16 protein-coding genes and 1 tRNA gene are annotated in these 18,294 nt (G+C 72.6%); 10 read left to right on the plus strand and 7 right to left on the minus strand.

Annotation, left to right across the window (positions count from 1 at the left end; translation table 11 throughout):
* The first annotated feature begins 58 nt into the window (after positions 1 to 58).
* The 6 genes from ACLQ3F_RS17655 to ACLQ3F_RS17680 all read left to right on the plus strand — a co-directional run bounded on the left by ACLQ3F_RS17655 (position 59) and on the right by ACLQ3F_RS17680 (position 6,756).
* Positions 59 to 2,413 carry a diguanylate cyclase gene (locus ACLQ3F_RS17655; RefSeq protein ID WP_425850146.1) on the plus strand — a complete coding sequence of 785 codons (2,355 nt, stop codon included), beginning with the start codon at positions 59 to 61 and terminating at the stop codon, positions 2,411 to 2,413.
* A 9-nt stretch (positions 2,414 to 2,422) separates the two neighbouring features.
* A complete protein-coding gene (locus ACLQ3F_RS17660; protein WP_355005128.1) occupies positions 2,423 to 3,385 on the plus strand; it encodes a UTP--glucose-1-phosphate uridylyltransferase in 963 nt (320 codons plus the stop codon).
* Positions 3,382 to 4,695, plus strand: a complete 1,314-nt coding sequence (glp, locus tag ACLQ3F_RS17665) for a molybdopterin molybdotransferase MoeA (RefSeq protein ID WP_091394702.1) — start codon at positions 3,382 to 3,384, stop codon at positions 4,693 to 4,695. The genes ACLQ3F_RS17660 and glp overlap by 4 nt, the downstream gene beginning before the upstream one ends.
* A 111-nt stretch (positions 4,696 to 4,806) precedes the next feature.
* Complete coding sequence (locus ACLQ3F_RS17670; RefSeq protein WP_357195419.1) at positions 4,807 to 5,457, plus strand: GNAT family N-acetyltransferase; 651 nt, start codon at positions 4,807 to 4,809, stop codon at positions 5,455 to 5,457.
* Positions 5,458 to 5,657: 200 nt separating this feature from the next.
* Entirely contained in the window at positions 5,658 to 6,440 is a 783-nt protein-coding gene (locus ACLQ3F_RS17675; RefSeq protein ID WP_357226687.1) for a divisome protein SepX/GlpR, read from the plus strand.
* A gap of 242 nt (positions 6,441 to 6,682) precedes the next feature.
* Positions 6,683 to 6,756 (plus strand) — tRNA-Ala (locus tag ACLQ3F_RS17680).
* A 104-nt stretch (positions 6,757 to 6,860) separates the two neighbouring features.
* Here ACLQ3F_RS17680 and ACLQ3F_RS17685 read toward each other — a convergent pair.
* Positions 6,861 to 7,595, minus strand: a complete 735-nt coding sequence (locus tag ACLQ3F_RS17685) for a hypothetical protein (protein WP_425850149.1) — start codon at positions 7,593 to 7,595, stop codon at positions 6,861 to 6,863.
* Between the two features lie 59 nt (positions 7,596 to 7,654).
* On the opposite strand from ACLQ3F_RS17685, the gene ACLQ3F_RS17690 reads away from it, so the two are divergent.
* Positions 7,655 to 8,740 (plus strand): Gfo/Idh/MocA family protein, encoded by a 1,086-nt coding sequence (locus tag ACLQ3F_RS17690; RefSeq protein WP_357207525.1) that lies wholly within the window; start codon positions 7,655 to 7,657, stop codon positions 8,738 to 8,740.
* 120 nt (positions 8,741 to 8,860) lie between these two features.
* Positions 8,861 to 9,877: a hypothetical protein gene (locus ACLQ3F_RS17695; protein ID WP_425850150.1), complete on the plus strand. Its 1,017-nt coding sequence runs from the start codon at positions 8,861 to 8,863 to the stop codon at positions 9,875 to 9,877.
* A gap of 64 nt (positions 9,878 to 9,941) precedes the next feature.
* On the opposite strand, the gene ACLQ3F_RS17700 is transcribed toward ACLQ3F_RS17695, so the two are convergent.
* Both ACLQ3F_RS17700 and ACLQ3F_RS17705 read right to left on the minus strand, forming a co-directional pair.
* Complete coding sequence (locus ACLQ3F_RS17700) at positions 9,942 to 10,709, minus strand: DUF4352 domain-containing protein (RefSeq protein WP_357207531.1); 768 nt, start codon at positions 10,707 to 10,709, stop codon at positions 9,942 to 9,944.
* Positions 10,710 to 10,911: 202 nt separating this feature from the next.
* Positions 10,912 to 11,568, minus strand: coding sequence for a 4'-phosphopantetheinyl transferase family protein (locus ACLQ3F_RS17705; protein ID WP_357261665.1), 657 nt, complete (start codon positions 11,566 to 11,568; stop codon positions 10,912 to 10,914).
* Between the two features lie 198 nt (positions 11,569 to 11,766).
* Between ACLQ3F_RS17705 and ACLQ3F_RS17710 the strand changes: the two genes are divergently transcribed.
* Positions 11,767 to 12,036 carry a hypothetical protein gene (locus ACLQ3F_RS17710; protein ID WP_357207537.1) on the plus strand — a complete coding sequence of 90 codons (270 nt, stop codon included), beginning with the start codon at positions 11,767 to 11,769 and terminating at the stop codon, positions 12,034 to 12,036.
* A gap of 46 nt (positions 12,037 to 12,082) precedes the next feature.
* Here the strand turns inward: ACLQ3F_RS17710 and ACLQ3F_RS17715 are convergent, their stop codons facing one another.
* The 3 genes from ACLQ3F_RS17715 to ACLQ3F_RS17725 all read right to left on the minus strand — a co-directional run bounded on the left by ACLQ3F_RS17715 (position 12,083) and on the right by ACLQ3F_RS17725 (position 16,169).
* Positions 12,083 to 12,865: a peptidase gene (locus ACLQ3F_RS17715; RefSeq protein ID WP_355005137.1), complete on the minus strand. Its 783-nt coding sequence runs from the start codon at positions 12,863 to 12,865 to the stop codon at positions 12,083 to 12,085.
* A complete protein-coding gene (locus ACLQ3F_RS17720) occupies positions 12,865 to 14,142 on the minus strand; it encodes a VWA domain-containing protein (RefSeq protein ID WP_357261662.1) in 1,278 nt (425 codons plus the stop codon). The genes ACLQ3F_RS17715 and ACLQ3F_RS17720 overlap by 1 nt, the downstream gene beginning before the upstream one ends.
* A 365-nt stretch (positions 14,143 to 14,507) precedes the next feature.
* Positions 14,508 to 16,169, minus strand: coding sequence for a dolichyl-phosphate-mannose--protein mannosyltransferase (locus tag ACLQ3F_RS17725; protein ID WP_425850308.1), 1,662 nt, complete (start codon positions 16,167 to 16,169; stop codon positions 14,508 to 14,510).
* Positions 16,170 to 16,309: 140 nt separating this feature from the next.
* Here ACLQ3F_RS17725 and rsmI point away from each other — a divergent pair, with 140 nt between their 5' ends.
* Complete coding sequence (rsmI, locus tag ACLQ3F_RS17730) at positions 16,310 to 17,149, plus strand: 16S rRNA (cytidine(1402)-2'-O)-methyltransferase (protein ID WP_425850310.1); 840 nt, start codon at positions 16,310 to 16,312, stop codon at positions 17,147 to 17,149.
* A 30-nt stretch (positions 17,150 to 17,179) separates the two neighbouring features.
* Here the strand turns inward: rsmI and ACLQ3F_RS17735 are convergent, their stop codons facing one another.
* Positions 17,180 to 18,241, minus strand: a complete 1,062-nt coding sequence (locus tag ACLQ3F_RS17735) for a hypothetical protein (protein WP_425850153.1) — start codon at positions 18,239 to 18,241, stop codon at positions 17,180 to 17,182.
* Positions 18,242 to 18,294: the final 53 nt, after the last annotated feature.

The raw sequence follows: 18,294 nt of genomic DNA on the forward strand, positions 1-18,294 counted from the left end.
CCACGGTTGCACTGTGTCAGCATCGCAAGCAACGGAGGCGGAACTTCCGGGGGGACGAGTGACGCTACGCGGGCGGTTGACGGCAGCCTTCCTCGTGGTGGTGCTCGGGCCCGTCCTGCTCGGCGCGCTCTTCGTCGCCTCCACAGTCGCGGCGGTGGACCGCAGCCGCTCCACCGAGCGCCTGGCGGTGGCTGCCTCCGCGGTTCGCACCTCGGTCGACGCGCTCTGCCAGCAGCTACGCGCCACCGCCGACGCGGTGGCGCTCACCGCCGACCCCGCCGTCGCCGCCGCGCAACTGGTCGGCCGGGGTCTGGCCGCCGCGGTGCTGGTCAGCGACGTGGCCGGCCAGGTCACCTACCTGTCGCCCGGTGCTCCGTCGACCCCGTGGCAGGACTGCGGCGGCTCGGCCGAGGGCACGAACGGGGGCTCGAACCCGGGCTCGGCGGGCCCGGTCCGTGCGTTGGCCGCCCAGGTCGACCTGCACGATCGCGCCGGCACCCGGCTGGGCACTGTGACCGCCGCGCAACTGGTCGACCCGGCCTTCGTGGCCCGGCTGGCGGCGGTGACCGGGGTGGCGGTCACCCTCCTCGACAGTGGGGCGAGCGCCGCGCGGGTCACCCACACGACCGAGTCCCGTGACGTCCGCGACGCGGTGCTGGCCGCCGCCGTCGGCGTACGGGGCGAGCAGGTCACCGAGACCAAGGAGGGCCGGTACGTGCGCAGGCTCGGGCCCTCTGCCACGCAGCCGCTGCCACTGGTGCTCTCCGTGCCCAGTGACCGGCCACCGGGGTTGCACGCCACGCTGCTCGGGGTGGTCGTGCTGGCCGGGCTGCTCGCGGTGCTGGCCGCCTGGCGGCTGGCCCGGGTGACCACCCGGCCGCTGGCGGAGCTGGCCGGTGCCGTCGACCGGGTGGCCCAGGGCGATCTGACCGCCCGGGTGCCGGTGCGCAGTCGTGACGAGTTGGGTCGGCTGGCCGCCGCGTTCAACCGGATGACCCGGGAGACCGGCTCCTACGTCGCGGCGTTGACCAGCAACCGGGACCAGCTGCGCGGGCACCTCGCGGTGCTCGGCGACACGCTGGCCAGCACACACGACCTGCAACGCATCCTGCGGGTGATCCTGCGCAGTGCCATCGGGGCCACGGGCGCGCGCGCCGGTGCCGTGCTGCTGGTGGAGACCGGCGGGGTGCTCGTCGCCCAGTGCACGGAGGGGTTGGACGGGCGCTGGCCGGCGGAGGAGGCGGACGGGTCGCAGACGCTCCGGGTGCCGGTCGGCGTCGGCGTGGTCGGTGAGGTCGCCGCCACCGGGGAACCGCAACGGGGCAGGGCGGAGCAGACCGGGACGCCAACGGGTGAGCCACGCTGTCGCACCTACGTCGCGGTTCCGTTCGCCGCCCCGCCCGGCGGTGCCACGGCCACCCTCGGCGGATCCTCGGGGCCGGTCGACGAGGCGGGCGCGGCGGCCGCCCTCGGCGTGCTGGCCCTCTACGACCGGCTGGGCGCCGACGAGTTCGACGACGACGACCTGGCCACCCTGCGCACCTTCGCCGGCCACGCGGCTGTGGCGGTGGACAACGTCCGGGTGCACGAGGAGGCGCAGCGGCTCTCCCTCACCGACCCGCTCACCGGGCTGTGGAACTACCGCTACCTGCGCGAGTCGATCCGGCGGGAGGTGGAACGGGCCAGCCGCTTCGGGCGGATGCTCAGCGTCCTCGCGTTGGACCTGGATCGGTTCAAGGACGTCAACGACACCTACGGGCACGCCGCGGGGGACACCGTCCTGGCCGAGTTCGCCCGCCGGGTGCGCGGGGAGATCCGGGAGGTCGACCTGGCCTTCCGCCAGGGTGGTGAGGAGTTCGTGCTGCTGCTGCCGGAGACCGACGCGCGGGGCGCGGCGATCGTGGCCGAGCGGCTCGGCGCGGCGGTGCGCGACACGCCCATCGCCGTCGAGGCGTACGCCGGGCCGGTCCTGGTGACCGTGTCGGTGGGCATCGCCGTCTTCCCGGACCACGGCAGCACCGGGCGGGAGGTGCTGGAGGCCGCCGACGACGCGCTCTACGCGGCCAAGGCGGCGGGCCGTGACACGTACCGGGTCGCCGAGGTTCGCTCGGATCTGCCGACCCGGGAAATTCCCGTGCTCGCGTGCGCGGTGAGCCCTACCGACGGGCTGCCGCGCGCCGGCCAGCCGGTGCAGGCCAGCCGGGAGCCGGGCGGGCCCGCCCGGTCCGACCCGGCGGTGGGCGTACCGGAATCATCGCTGGCGGGCCCGGCGCAGGCCCGGCCGGATTCGGCCGACGACACGCCGGACGTCGCGACGGACGCGGCGCGGGCCGGCCCGGACGCGGCGCGGCCGGGGCCGGGTGGCGGCGCGTCTTCTGGGCCACACCCGCCGCGGCAGAGCCGTGGCCGATAGTCTCGCGGCATGTCGGAGCACTCAGCGAACCCCTCATCGACGGTCGCCGCAAACGGCCGTCCCCTGGCGGTCAAGGCCGTCATCCCGGCCGCCGGACTGGCCACCCGGTTCCTGCCGGCCACCAAGGCGGTGCCCAAGGAACTGCTGCCGGTGGTGGATCGGCCGGTGTTGCAGTACATCGTCGAGGAGGCCACGCAGGCTGGCATCGGTGACGTGTTGCTGATCACCGGTCGGGGTAAGACGTCGATGGTGGACCACTTCGACCGTCGCCCGGACCTGGAGACCAGGTTGGAGGAGAAGGGCGACTCCGAGCGGCTGGCCGCCGTACGTCGGCCCAGCGAGCTGGCCGAGATCTACACAGTGCGGCAGCCCGAGCAGCTCGGGCTCGGCCACGCCATCGGGTACGCCGAGTCGCACGTCGGTGACGACGCCTTCGCGGTGCTGCTCGGCGACGAGTTCGTCAAGCCATCGGAGCCGCTGCTGCCGGCGATGCTGGAGTTGCAGGCCCGCACCGGCGGTGTGGTGCTCGCCTTCTTCGAGGTCGACCCGTCCGAGACCAAGCGGTACGGGATCGCCTCCGTCGAGCCGGCCGAGTCGGAGCTGACCGACATCGGCGAGGTCGTCAAGGTGACCGGGATGGTGGAGAAGCCGCAGCCGGAGGACGCCCCGAGCAACCTGGCGGTGCTCGGCCGCTACGTGTTGCCGGGCAAGATCTTCGACGCGATCCGGCGGACCAAGCCGGGCAGCGGCGGCGAGATCCAGCTGACCGACGCGATGGAGCTGCTGCGTACCGAGGGCACCCCGGTGCACGCGATCGTCTACCGGGGCACCCGCTACGACACCGGCATGCCGCTGGGATACCTCCAGACGGTGGTGCAGATCGCCGCCGAGCGCGAGGACCTGGGCGCCGAGTTCCGGTCCTGGCTGGCCGACTTCGTCAAGGCCGACGCGGCAGGCGGATCTGGTACATGACAGCGACGGCCGACGCCGAGGCGGCCGCGAACGAGTTGACGCCGCTCGCCGACTACCTGGGCAGCGTGCTGCGCAGGTTGCGCGCGCTGCCGCCACTCGACCTCGACCTCACCCAGGCGCACGGCAACGTCCTCGCCGAGGACGTCGTCGCGCCGCACGCCTTCCCGGCCTTCGACCAGGCGGCCGTGGACGGCTACGCCGCGCGCTGGGAGGACATCTCCGGAGGGGGGAGGGGGCCGAGCTACGTCCCGGCCCCCTCCGGCACGCCCGGCGGCCGCACCATCCGGCTCAACGTGGTCGGCGATCTCGGCGCCGCGAGCTGGCGGCCGGTCCGGCTCACCCCCGGCTCGTGCTTCTCGGTGGCCGCCGGGGCTCCGCTGCCGGTCGCCGCTGACGTCGTTGTCCCGGTGGAGTGGACCGACCAGGGCATGGCCGCAGTGGAGATCTTCCGCACCCCCAAACGGGGGTACGGGGTACGCCGAGCGGGTGAGGAGCTGCCCGCCGGCACCCTGCTCGCTCGGGCCGGCACCTACGTGTCCCCGGCCCTGGTCGCCGTCTTCGCGGCGACCGGCATCGGGCACGTGGTGGTCCGGCCCAGTCCGCGGGTGGTCATCGTGGCCACCGGTGACGAACTCGTCGACGTCGGCCGGGGTAGTCAGCCCGGTCAGGTGGTCGACGCGAACTCGCACGCGCTGACCGCCGCGGCGGCCGAGGTGGGCGCGCTGGCGTACCGGGTGGGAATCTGCGACGACGACCCGGAGGGGCTGCGCGGGCTGCTGGAGGACCAGACGCTGCGTGCCGACCTGATCATCACGACCGGGGGCACCGGCACCGGCCCCGGAGACATGGTGCGTCGGATCCTCTCCCGCCGTGAGGGCGGTCGCGCCGGGCCGGTCACCTTCACCGACGTGGCGCTCTACCCTGGCACCGCGCTCGGGTTCGGCACTGTCGGCGCCGAGGAGGTGCCGGTGGTCTGCCTGCCCGGCGACCCGGGTGCCGCGTTGATCGGCTTCGAGGTGCTGGCCCGCCCCGCCATCCAACTGCTCGCCGGTGCCGAACCGGTGTTCCGACCCAGTGTGCGGGCACACCTGCTGGAGACCGTGTCGTCGCCGACCGGGCTTCGCGAGTTCCGGCCGGCGCACGTCGCCGAGCGACGCGGCGGCGGGTACACGGTCCAGCCGCTCAGTGGCGGACCGTTCACCCTCTCCGGGTTGGCCGAGGCCAACGGGCTGCTGGTGCTCGGCGAGCGGGTCACCACGGCCGCCGCCGGCTCCACCGTGGACGTCCTGCTGCTGGACCGCCGCCGGTGACGCGTCCCGGCCGGCCCGTTCGCGGCCCGCGTCGGGTGATCGTCGGATCTGTGCGGTGAACGCGGTGAGGCCACTTGTGCGCGACACGGTCCCGCGCGGGAGACTGTCCAGGTGAGTCTCTTCGGTCCCGCGCGGGCACCGGGCTGGCCGGTGGAACTGGCCGACGGCCCAGTGCTGCTGCGGCCGTACCGGCGCTCCGACGCGGCGGCGTGGTCGGAGGTGCGGCGGGCCAACCGGGCCTGGCTGGCACCCTGGGAGTCGTCACTGCCCGGCGGCTGGGACGAGATGAACTCGCCGGCCGCGTTCCGCTGGGTGCACCGTGACCAGCGGCGCTCGGCCCGCGAGGGTGAGGGCATGCCGTTCGCGGTCTGCCTGCGTGAGGCCGACCGGGACCGGCTGGTCGGGCACATCAACGTGGGCAGCATCGTGCGGCGGGCGCTCTGCTCCGGCTACGTCGGCTACTGGGTGGACGCCCGGGCCGCCGGCCAGGGTGTGATCCCGACTGCGCTGGCGCTCGCCGTGGACCACGCGTTCGGCCCGGGCGGGCTGCACCGGGTGGAGGTGAACATCCGTCCGGAGAACCGGCCGTCCCGGCGGGTGGTGGAGAAGTTGGGCTTCCGCGAGGAGTCGTACCACGTGCGCTACATGCACATCGACGGCGCCTGGCGGGACCACATCGGGTACGCGATGACGAGTGAGGAGATCGCCGCCGAGGGTGGCCTGCTGGCCCGCTGGCACCGGGTTCGCGCCAACGCGCGGTAGGAGGATTTCCCGACATCGGCCCACTCGTCCCACGGACGGGATCGGCGCGGCGCGGTGGCAACCCGGTCGGTGCGCCGTAACCTCAAGTAACTGCAAGCTGCGGCAAGCGCTCCCCGGCCGGACGATCCACGCGCCCAGGCGTGATCGATGGAAGATCCTGCGGTCGGGTGGCGGTTGCTTCGAATTCGGTGACGGGAGGGGTGAGGGTGCCGACCTCGGTGCTCCTCGCCGTCCTCGCCGCCGCCGGCCTGCTCGCCCTGGCCCCGGCGTTGGTTCGCCGGTACGACGCCACCGAGCGGCTGGTGGCGGAGCGGGCGCAGTCGACGGCGCGGGTGCTCCAGCGCCGCCGACGGCGCCGCACTGTGCCGGGACGGCGACCCGTCCATCCTCCGCGCTCACTGGTAGTCACCCTCAGTGAAGATGCGACTACCGGCGTGTTGGGCGCGCCGGTCTCCGCGCCGCCGGCCGTCCGCCGCTCCGGTCGACTGCGCGCCGTGCCCGCCGCGCCGAAGCGGTCCCGTCGCCGCCCGCCGCCGCGCCGGCAGCACACCCCCGCCGTCTACCGGCGTCGCCGCGTGCTCGCCGCCCTGCTGCTCCTCAACGTCGTCGAGTTGATCGGTGTGCTGTTCGTCAGCCCCGGCTTCTGGGTCGGCTTCGGGGTCACCTTCCTCCTCCTGGCCCTCTACGTCGTGCACCTGCGGGGTCAGGCCCTGGCCGGGCGTCGCCGCCGCCGCGCCCGAGCCCGGGAGGCCGCCTGGTTGGCTGCCCGGCAGGCCGAGGTGCGCCGGGAGCAGGCCCGCAGGGCCGCGGCCCGCCGGGAGGCGCAGCGCCGCCTCGCCGCCCAGCGCGAAGGGGTACGCCGCGCCGCCATGGGCCTGGACCGGCCGGGAGACCTGCCGGCGGCGGTCAACGGTGGATCGGTCTCGTACCGGCGGTCGGGCGGCCTGCGTGGCCGCCCCTACGAGGCCGGCCGAGGCGCCTGACGGCCGGTCCCGGCCGTACCTCGGTCCGGTCCGTGCCTGGCTGGCTTGATCGACTCGGGTTCCTGGACGTCGGGTGGTTGCGGCGTCCGGGATGCCCCGATTTCCAGGAACCCGAGTCGATCTTCGGACGGGCGGCAGCGCCGCACCGGGGGCGGATTCGCGGTGGGGCCGAGCAACCTGTTAGCCTTGCTCCCGGCCCGCCCGGTGTAAGCCGGGTGGGACCGAAGCCGGTTCGCCGGCGGGGGGCTGTGGCGCAGACTGGTAGCGCACCTCGTTCGCATCGAGGGGGTCAGGGGTTCAAATCCCCTCAGCTCCACCCCAGTTCAAAGGCCGTTTCCGCAAGTCGGAAGCGGCCTTTTGCGATCTTCGGGGTGCGTGACCGACCCAACGCCAGGTCGTGACGACCCGGCGTTGATCCACCTAGGCGAAGCGTTCGGTCGTCACCGGTATCAGGCCGTGCTGGCGCAAGACGTTCGTCAGCTCGGACAGGGTCGAGCCGAGCGCCGCGGTGGCGTCGGTCCTCAGCAGCGCGGTCACGTCGAGAGACCAGGCGAGGGAGTGGCCGACGCGGCGCAGATCCCAGGTGAACCGGTCACCGTGCTCGTCGAGACGACCACTCGCGGCGGACGCGACAGTGCCGCCCGCCGGTGTCCGCCAGGCCGTCCGGAGGCTCGCCACCTGCTCGGCGCGGAGATCCTTGGCGAATAGGACGCGGTACACCCGCCGCTCGTGGAAGCCGGCCGGTGGCTGCGCCGGGCCGAGCCGCAGCGGCGGGGCGGTGGCGATCGGTTGATGGTCGAGGAAGTGCGTACGAAGCACCGCCTCGGCCGGCAGTTGCCCGCCACCGAGCGCGCGGTGGACGTCCTCGGCCTCACGGCGGGAGGTGGGGAGGACCCGTGTCAGCACCTCGGGGTCGGTACGCATGGCGCGGCTCAGCGCGGCGGAACTCCACCAGCCGGCCTCCGGTGTCCAGGCGGCGCTGTCCAGCCCCGTCGTGGTGAAGTCGTGGTGGCGGGTGAACTCCTCGACGACGATCCCGTCCACAGTGGTGACCGGGCCGCTGTCGTCGGGTCGAGGTAGGACCAGGTAGTAGTCCAGGGGCGGTCCCGCGTCGGGCACCAGCACGGGTACGGCCCGCAACGGCTCGGTGTTCATCAGCGCAACCGTAGCGAAGTGGAACGGTTAGCATCCGGACCTCTACGTGAGGAGCCCAGATGACTTCGGTGGCCCAGACCCGGTTCGGCATCATCGGCAGCGGCTGGCGAGGTGAGTTCTTCCTACGCCTGGCCCGGCTGCTTCCCGACAGTTTCCGGGTGACCGGGGTGGTGACGCGTACCGAATCACGGGGAGCCGCCGTGACGGCCGGCTGGGGCGTGTCGACCTTCCGCACGACAGCCGAGATGCTCGCCCACGAGCGGCCGGACTTCGTCATCGTGTCGGTGCCGTGGCCGGTGACGCCCGAGGCGACCCGGGAGCTGGTCGCGGCCGGCGTACCGGTGCTCGCCGAGACGCCGCCCGCCCACGACCTGGCGGGTCTGCGCTCGCTCTGGGCCGACGTCGGAGGCAGTGGCCTGGTGCAGGTCGCCGAGCAGTACCTGCTGATGCCCGGGCACGCGGCGCGGCTGGCGTTGGTCCGCTCCGGGGTGCTCGGTGAGCCGACCTCGGTCCAGATCTCCTCGACCCACCTGTACCACGCGGTCTCACTGATCCGGGGCCTGCTCGGCGTCGGTCACGAGAGCGCCGAGGTGAGCGCGCGCGCCTTCGTCGCGCCGCTGGCCAACCCGCTCTCGCCGGCCGGCTGGAGCGGCGACGACACCCCGCAGCAGCTCTCCACCACCCTCGCGACCATCGACTTCGGCGGGCGGATGGGGTTGTACGACTTCACCGACAACCAGTGGTGGAACCCGCTGCGCACCCGCCGGTTGGTGGTCCGGGGCTCGCGCGGTGAGTTGGTGGACGACCGGGTGGTCCGCCTGATCGACCCGAGCACGCCGGTGGAGTCGTTCCTGACCCGGCGGCAGACCGGTCTCGACCTCAACCTGGAAGGGCTCGACCTCAAGCACATCAGCTTCGACGGCGACGTGGTCTACCGCAACCCGTTCGTCGGCAGCGGAATGTCCGACGACGACATCGCGGTGGCCGACATCGTCGCCCGTGCCGGGGCGTGGGCGCGGGAGGAAGGCCCGGCTCCGTACCCGCTTGCCGAAGCCTGCCAGGACCACCTGATCAGCCTCGCCGTCGAGGAGTCGGTACGCACCGGCCGCCCGGTCGTCACCGCCACCGAGGCATGGGGGCGGTAACTCCGGCGGTTTCGCTGTTGTCTCTTGGCTGACAGTGCGCAACCGTGCAGCCAGCTCACCTGTGAAGCCAGGTATCAATCAGATGCCTGGGAGTACCCGGGCCCCACACGGGGAGCAAGGATGAACCGAAGCACTCGACGCCGGATGCTCGCAGCCACCGCGACCGGTCTGCTGGCCACCTCTCTCGGGGTCGCCGTCTCCGCTACGGCGACCGCCGCGCCCAGCGGGGCGACCCCCCGCATCTGCAAGATCAGCACGCTGCCGTACCCGGCCGGCACCTATCGCGCGGAGGCGAACGCGGTCGACCCGACGGGGCGCTACGTCGCGGGCACCGCGCTGCGGGTCGGTGAGACAGACAACCAGTACCTGCTGCTGTTCTGGGACGGGCAGCGGGTCACCGAACTGGAGTCGAAGAGCACTGACACCCCCGTCGACATCAACGCCGACGGCGTCGTGATCGGCAACGGATCGGCGGAGAGCGGCTACGGGCAGCCGTGGAGGTACCGCAACGGCAAGCTCGAGCAGTTGCCGGTGCTGCCGTCCACCGGCATCTTCGTCAGCGCCATCAACGATGCCGGCGACATCGTCGGCTACGGCTCGGACATCGTCCCCGGGCAACTGGTCGCGCTGCGCTGGCCGGCCGCCCGTCCGGGCACTGTGGAGGTGCTCAACGCCCCGGTCGACGCGCAGGCGGGTGGGATCACCGACAACGGGACCATCGTCGGTAGCGCCGGACCCTTCGGAGACTGGAACAGCTGGGTCCGCCGACCGAACGGAAGGATCGACGCGCTCACGTTCCCCGGTGCCGAGTGGAGCACGGCCGGCGCGGCGGCGGGTCGCTGGGCGATCGGTCAGGCATGGCTGAACGGCACCACCTCGGCCAGGGTGCGGTGGGACCTTCGGAACGGCTCGCACACGTTGCTCGACCAGGAAATGCCGGCACTGACCGACGTCAACGCCAAGGGCGTCGTGGTGGGTGGTGACCGCGTCGCCAGGGGCTCCACCTCCCGGGTCCTGCCGGGCGGCGGCACCGGGGCGGTCGTCGGTGCGCGGTCCATCTCCGACTCGGGCACCATCGTCGGGTTCCGGAACGTCCTGGCCGACCGGGTGACCCCGGTGCGCTGGTCGGGCTGCTGACCCGCCGAATCACCCACCGCGTGGGGCCGGCCCGGACGGGTCGGCCCCACGTCGCGTCAGCGCGTCACGGCTTCCAGGAACCAGCGGTCTGGAACTGGTCGTGGTACTCCAGCGCGCCGGAGGTGTCGTGCACGTCGAACACCACGCTGCCGGTGCTTCTGGTGCCGGCGGTCAGGTCGTCCACGGCCGGCATCGGTTTGCCACAGCCGGAGAAGGCTCCACCGATCGCTGTGGTCTTGGTGCCGTCGGCGGCGACCCACTGGAAGTAGAGCGGGTTCGTCGACGCGGTGCCCTTGGTGACAGCCACCGTCACGTCGGCGATCACGTACATGCCCTCGCCGGGCTTCAGTCCGTGGGACTTGCAGGGTTTGGTGGCGCTGCTGAACTTCGTCACGGTGATCTCGACGGTGCCGGCCTCGCGGTTGACGACCAGGGTGTCGCCCGGCGACATCCCGCGGGTGTCGCCGCTCGTCGGCGGGGTCGGCGGGGTGGCCTGTGCCTCGCTCACCGTGGTTGAGGTGCCCTTGGTGCCGATGACGACCGCCACGATGCCGCCGGCGCAGGTGAGCAGGGTGAGTACGGCCGCGGTGACCGCGACGACCACGACGGACTTCTTGGCGCGGTCCGTCAGCGCCGGTGGTGGTGCGATGATCGGGTAGCCGGAGCCGCCGGGTGCCCGATATCCGCCGCCATCGCCCGTGTTCCCGCCCGCCGCCGGGTACGCAGCCCCCGAGAACGGCGGCTGCGGTGTCGCCGCGAACGAGCGGGTCGGCGGCTGCGGGTTCGGCTGTCGGGGGTCGTGCGGCGTGACGCGAGGCTGGGGGTGGGTCACCGTACTCCTTGACGCTTCGGTACGTGCGGTGCGGGAACTCTTCGACGTTACCGTGGGTGGCGGAGCGTCCAATCGCCACGCCGGAGGGCTTCCCATCGCAAGGATGCAAAACCCATCTGGCCAGCGTGGACGGTGTTCAACTGGTCACCGATAGCCAATGTGGATCGGTATTCCATTCATCGCTATGAGTAACCGGGCGAGGTCAACGTGCCGGAAGCACGGCGGCGGTGCGGACCAGCCCGTCGGCGATCACGAATCGGCCGCTGATCGATGCCGGTGGGTCGTCGACCCCCGCCGCGTCCACCCGGGCCGGTGCGATCCGGGCAGTGAACGTGCCGGCATCCGGATCGATGTCGAGTTGGGCGTCGTGGAAGTCCAACCAGCCGCGGACGACCGGATGCCACACCTTGTAGACGGTCTCCTTCGCGCTGAACAGCACGATAGGCCAGTAGGTGCCGCTGGGCAGCCGGGCGCAGATGGCCTCCTCCTCGGGCAGCAGCACGAGTCGGCGTACTCCCGGATTGACCTCGCGGTGCTGCTCGGCGTCCATCCCGACGGACCGTACGTCGGTGGTGTGCGCCGCCGCCGCGGCGCAGTAGCCGGCGGTGTGGGTGATGCTGCCGACGATCCCGGCCGGCCAGACCGGCGCGCGGTCGGCGGCGGCCGGCACGGCGGTCGACGGCAGGCCGAGGTCGCGCAGTGCCCTGCGGGCGCAAATCCTGCCCGCGGCAAAGTCCCGCCGACGGGTCTGCACCGCCCGCTCGCCGAGGCATGCCTGCTCAGCGGGGAGCAACTCGCCCGTCCAGTCCTCCGGCCCGGCGACGGCGACGGCGACCGTCGAGGGCAGCAGGTCACGCATTCCGGTGACCTACTGGTCGGTAGGAATGACGCATCAAATTAACCGTCAAATTTCCGACTCCCACGACGGACGAAGGTACCGCAAAGATGTAACACCGGAGGGACGCGCAGCGCTCTCCCTGATGGCTCCGGGGGGACCACCATCAATGCTGGCCGGCACGGCAGCCGCCAGTCCCGTGGACATCTGGAAGGACGTGCGATGACCGATGGTCTGGAACGGCCGGGGGTGCGGGCCGACGAACACGCCCCGAAGACCCCCTGCTGGAGCTGCGGCTCCTGCGGTGACGAGTGGCCGTGCGCGACGAAGCGCACCCGGCTGCTGGCGGAGTACGGAGGTGACCGCGCCATGCTCAGCGTCTATCTGGGCTCCTGCCTCGCCGCCGCCACCGAGGATCTGCGCGCAGCCCCGGTGATGTCGCTCCAGGACAGGTTCATCGGCTGGTTGCCGCGCGGCTCCCGGCGGCGCTGAGCCTCTGGTGGCCTCGCCGCTGGGCGGGGCCACCAGAGGGGGCGTCTCAGCGACGTCGAGGGCGTCGGGTCAGCGCGAATCCGAACACGCCGGCCACCGCGGCGAGCGCGCCGCCGATGCCGGTCCAGACCCAGCGCGAGCCGAGATCCGGCAACCAGTCCGTCAGCGAGCCGCTCTCGTCGTCGGCCTCCGCGTCCACCGGGGGTACGGCGTTGAGCACCGTGCCGGCCTTGGTGTTCGGCACCAGCGGGGCGGCCAGTTCGCCGTCGTCAGCCGAGGCGCCCCGGTCGGCGATGGTGCCCACCAGCAGGTCGACGTCGATCGGCGCACCCAGATCCGGCTCCGGCAGCTCGATCACCGAGAGTCGGACGACGTACGTGCCGGGCAGTGGGTCGGCCGACCAGGGCTCCGCCCACGGCCGCACCTCGCGCAGCGTGCAACCCAGCACCACGTTCGACGCCTTCGCGTCCACTGTCGGGGTCTGGGCCCCCGCCGTGCACGCCTGTCGTCGGCGCAGCCCGTCGAAGACGTCCACCGTCCAGGTGGAGGCGCCGCTGCGTCCCTTCGGGAACGTGACGGTGGCGCTGATCTCGTGCACCTGCCCGGCCGTCGCCGGGAACGACCAGTAGAGGTGATCGCCGATCGAGGCGTCCACCCGTACCGGTTGTCCGGCGGTGATCGGGGTGGCGGTGAGGAACGACGTGCCGGCACGGTTCACCGGCGTAGCACCCGGGGAGGGGGTTGGTGCGGCGGCGGCCGCGGTGGGGAGCAGAGCGGCCGTGCCGGCGGCGAGCAGCGCCGCCATCGACCGGAACAGTGCGGTACGCATCAGTTCTCCCTCCAGGTGGCGACCCACCAGCGGGTGAGCAGACCCGCGATCAGGCCGGTGAGCAGACCGGCGATGGTGAGCAGTGCGAGCAGCACCCAGCCCCGGCCGAGGTCCGGTCCGTCCGGTGCGGGTGCGGCGGCGACCACGTCGATGGTCAACTCCACCGGCATGCCCGGGGTGGCCGCGGTGCCGGGACGCGGGGCGAACGAATTGCTGACCACCAGGCAGACGGTGGTGGGTTCGATGACCGGCGCGGCGCTCTGCTCGGTCTCGGCGGCATCCTCGTCGTCGGCGGTGGCCGACCAGCGCAGCCCGGCGGAGAGCACGTCGGCCCGCCCGCTGCCGGCGTCCGCGCCGCGGACGAGTTCCCGGCCGTCGGCCGCGGTGGCCCGCAGCAGCACCCCGTAGTCCCGGTTGACGGCCCGGTCCAGCGCCATGCTCACCGAAGCTCGCAGCTCCTGCCCGGGGCGGATCGGCACCCGGTAGTAGCGATGCTCGGAGAACGCTTCCCGGTCGGCGTAGACGCCGGGGGCGAGCAGTGGCGCCGAGTCGCACGCGCTCGTGCCGCCGACAACTGTCGGGGCTCGGGTGTGCGTGTCTCCGGCCCGCTCGACGAGCTGTTTGATCCGGTCGGTCAGCTCCTCGGCGCTCTGCGCGGCGGTGTAGGTCCCGCCGGTGGCGCTGGCGATGCAGAGCAGTTGCCGGCGAACCTTGTCGTCGGGGGCCAGGCCGAGGGTGTCGACGACCAGGCTGGTGCCCTGGGCGGCCAGTTCCCGGGCCACCTCGCACGGGTCCGGTGGAGCGCAGGTGTCCTCGCCGTCGGTGATCAGCACGATCCGCCGGGTGGTGGCCCCGGCGCCCAGGTCCTGCGCGGCGGAGCGCAGCGCAAGCCCGACCGGAGTGAATCCGGTCGGCCGAAGTGTCGCCACCGCCGCCTTGGCGGCGGACCGGTTCACCGGCCCGACCGGCACGATCTGCTGGGTGTCCTGGCAACCGACCTTCTTGTCCTTGCCGCGATAGGTCGCGCCGAGCACCCGGATGCCGAGCTGTGTCTCCTCGGGCAGCGCGTCAACCACCTCGTTGAATGCCTGCTGGGCGACCGAGATCCGGGTGCGTCCGTCGATGTCGGCGGCGCGCATCGACCCGCTGACGTCGAGCACCAGCTCGACCCGGGGCGGCTCGGGCGCCGGCTCCTCGTCGGCCTGTGCCGGGCCGGTCAGCGCGGTGGTCGCCAACAGTCCGATAAGGACCGCCGTCGATCGTCTGAAGTTGATCACGATCCGCAGTGTAGTGAGATCCACTTTGGATGATCGTTTGGGTGTGGGCGCGCGGAAACGGCGACGCCACCCACGTCGGAGTTCGCCTCTGATCGGCAGCACCCGCGCTCAGGGTCCATGCCGGGTCACCCTCGGTCAACTCTGAGAGGAAAGGGGGCGGCTCGGCCAGCCTCCGTCGGAAATCTGACCCAAGTCGACCCGTTGTGCCGGTGGTGCGCGGTGGTTAAGCTCTTCATGCGCGCCCCAATCGCCCGCTTCCCCCGTGGCAGGCGATCGGGGCGCGCGTCTTTGTCAAGAAGGGCCCGCACGCTTCGGCGTGCGGGCCCTTCTTCCGTCGCGCTGTGCGGCGCGTCGCCTGTCGATGCTTATATCCACCGACCGTCGAGCCACATCCGGGACAGCCAGTCCGAGTACGGAATCACCCGACCGACAAAAATCGGATAGAAGTACGCGAAGCAGAGCGCAACCAGCAGCACGTACGCTCCCGCCGCGATGCTGCCCACCAGCCGGCGCTCATAAGCCGGGTCACCGGGCACCAGCGGCGTCACCGCACCCACGTCACCCCCGGCGGGCGCGATCAGCGCGCCCAGCACGTACACCACGGCCAGCACCAGGAACGGCACCGCCGGCGCGGCGTAGAACGAGAACATCGTCCGGCCGTCGAGAGCGAACCAGAACCACGGCAGCAGCCCGGCGGCCACGGTGAGCAGGATCGCGCCGGCCCGCCAGTCCCGACGGGCCAACCCCAGCCAGGCCAGCGCCACCAGGGCCGGCAGGAACGACCACCAGAGCAGCGGGGTGCCGAGCAGCAGAATCTCCGAAGCGCAGCTCGCCGCGCCGCAGACGCCGTCACCGGCGTAGTGGAACGCCACCGGCCGGCCCAACAGCAGCCACTGCCACGGCCACGACTGGTACTTGTGCGCGTCGTCAAGCTGGGCGTGGAAGCCGTACGCCGCGCGGTGGTATTCGAAGAGGTTGATCAGCGGGCCGATGAACGGGCGGTCGCTGAGGGGTGCGCTCGGGTAGGCCGACGCGAGCCGGTAGTAACCGTCGTCGGTGAGCAGCCAGCCCGACCAGGTGGCGAGGTAGGTGCCCACCATCAGCACGCCGGCGAGCACCAGCCAGGGCAGCTCGTCGACGAGCGTGTCCCGCCAGGGCCGGCGGACCCCCGCCGAGCGGCGGGCGCCGACCTCCCAGAAGAGCACCAGCAGCGCGAAGGCCGGCACGAAGTACAGGGCGCTCCACTTCACCGCGCAGGCGCAGCCGATCAGCACCCCGGCCGCCAGCCGCCACCACGGCCAGGTGCGCCAACCGGTCGGCGGGCGCCCGGCCCGGCCCGGCTGGCTCGGATCGAGCCCGTCGTCCAGGGCCCGTGCCCAGCGTCGACGGCGGGCGTCCCGATCGAGCACCAGTGCGCCGAACGCCGCCAGCACGAAGAACAGCAGGAAGATGTCGAGCAGGGCCGCCCGGGACAGCACCAGGTGGAAGCCGTCCAGGGCGAGCAGCAGACCGGCCGCGCAGCCGAGCACCGTCGAGCGGAACATCCGCCGACCGATGCGGACCAGCAGCAGCACCGACAGCGTGCCGATCACCGCCGCCGAGAATCGCCAGCCGAACTCCGGTGCGGTGGTCATCAGGTGACCGGGAACGGAGACCTTCGAATCCGCGTCCTGGTAGCCGAAGGCCCACTCGCCGACGCCGATCAACCACTTGCCCAGTGGGGGGTGCACCACGTACGACGGGACGTTGTCCTTGTAGTTCCACTCCACGCCACGGGAGATCAGGCCGTAGGCGTCCTTGGCGTAGTACGTCTCGTCGAAGATCTTGCCCTTCGGGCTGGACAGCCCGACGAAGCGCACGATCGCCGCGATGGCCACCACCACTGCTGTGGCCAGCCAGGAGAACCTGTCCGCCTGGGTGTCGACGGTGGCGAACCGTCGCCGGACCACGGCGACCACCCCGCCGCCCTCGGCGCTCGGTGCCGTCGGCTCCTGGGTGGCACTGGGCTCGCCCGTCACCTGGATCATCTTGTCCGGATCTGCGCTCGGGGTCTGCGCTGTCGACGCACTCGTCACCCGGCGATCGTAGGCTGCCAAGGTGTCCGGTGGCGTCCGTCGTCCCTGATACCGGTATTCCCTGCAATGAAGGAGACGAATTCGTGGGTGAAATGTCCGCAGTTGGGCGCCTGATTCTGCTCGGTGCCCCGCTCGGCAACCCCGCCGACGCCTCGGCCCGACTCCGGGAGGTGTTGATCAGCGCCGACGTGGTCGCCGCCGAGGACACCCGACGGCTCACCCGGCTGGCCCGCGATCTCGATCTCACCGTCGGCGGTCGAATCGTCTCCTACTTCGAGGGCAACGAGGAGCGGCGCACCCCCGAACTGGTCGAGGTCATCCTCAGCGGGTACGTGGTGGCGCTGGTCACCGACGGCGGGATGCCCAGCGTCTCCGACCCCGGCTATCGGCTGGTACGTGCCACGTTGGATGTCGGTGCGCCGGTCACCGTCGCCCCCGGGCCCAGCGCGGTCACCACAGCGCTGGCCGTCTCCGGGCTGCCCTGCGACAGGTTCTGCTTCGAGGGTTTCCTGCCGCGCACCCCCGGTGGCCGTCGGTCCCGGTTGCGCGCCCTCGCCGCCGAGGAGCGCACCCTGGTCTTCTTCGAGGCCCCGCACCGGATCGGGGCGACGCTCACCGACCTGGCCGACACGTTCGGGGCGGATCGGCCGGCCGCGCTCTGCCGCGAACTCACCAAGACCTACGAGGAGGTGCTCCGCCGCCCCCTCGGCGAGCTGGCCCGGTGGGCCACCGAGGGGGACCCGCGTGGAGAGATCACCCTGGTGGTGGCCGGAGCCCCGGTGACCGCTGCCGAACGCCCCGACGACGACACCCTTCGCGCCGCCGTCGCCGAGCGGGAGGCCGCCGGTCGGTCCCGCCGGGACGCCATCACCGACGTCGCCACCGAGTACGCGCTGCGCCGCCGGGACGTCTACACGATCGTGCACAGCTGATCGAGGTGGTCCGGCTCGCCGGACGAGCGGTCACCACGCGGCGATCAGGAAGCCGACGGTGATCAGTGTGGGTCCGGCGACAGCGGCGGCCACGGCCCAGCGGCGCTGCCGGCGACCGGGCAGCCGGGCCGACCCGGTCAACCGGACGATGCCGGCGGCGCAGGCCAGCACCACCAGCAGGCCGGGCAGCCACCGCAGGTGCCGGCCCACGCCGACGTCCGCGTACGCGGTACCGCTGTCCGGGCCGGTCATCCGTGCCGGCAGCGCGGTGCCGGCCGTGCTCCCCTCGGCGGGCACGCCACTGACCCGGACACCATGGGTGATGAACCGCCCGTCCTCGGCCGTGAAGATCCCCCGGCAGCGCAGGGTGAGACCGTCGCCGGAGCAGCCGTCGATCACCACGGTGCCGGTCCGGGCGTGTCCGACCGCGAGCCAGAACGGGCCGGCGCTGACCCAGGCGAAGAAGGCCGCGACCAGGCTCAGCACCACCAGCGCGGCGAGCCCGGGCAGCGGGTCCGGCGGCAGGGGCGTGCGGTGAGGTGCCCGGCGCCGCGCCAGCCGGAAGCCGCGGAACCGCGCCGGTGCCGCGTCCTTGCGAATCGGGGTGCCGTCCCAGTGCACCTGCTCGATCGGCGCCCAGAAAGCGCCACCGTCGTCCTCCGGCGGGTCGCCGTCGGGACCATGGCCGCGCTGCCGGTGGCCCTGCTGCCGGACCGGCACCCGACGCGGCACCGCGTCCACCGGTGCGCCGGTGGTGGGCTCCACCTCCACGGGCTCCGCGCCGGCCGGCGCCGAGTCGGCCGGCGGGCCCGACGAGTCGGGCCGGGCCGGGCTGGGTACGGGTGCCCCCGGGGTCGGACGAGTCGGTGTGGGTGACGGCGCCGCCGGCGCGGGGCGGGCCGCTGCGGCGGACCTGCCCGCCGGGGTGGGCCGCAGCGCACCCGGGTCGGCGGCGGAAACGAGCCGGGGCTGCGGCGCGATCCCGGCGACCCGGGACGCGGCGGGCCCGAGCCCGGGGTCGTCGCCGACCGCCGACCCGGTGGGAGGGTCCTCGTGGTCCCGCGCCGCTCCTCTGCCCGTCACGACGTTCATTGCACACCGCACCAGGAGGTGAAACGGGCAGGTGAGCCGCGTGTCGACGACAA

Source organism: Micromonospora sp. DT15, assembly GCF_049841475.1.
Taxonomy (GTDB): Bacteria; Actinomycetota; Actinomycetes; order Mycobacteriales; family Micromonosporaceae; genus Micromonospora.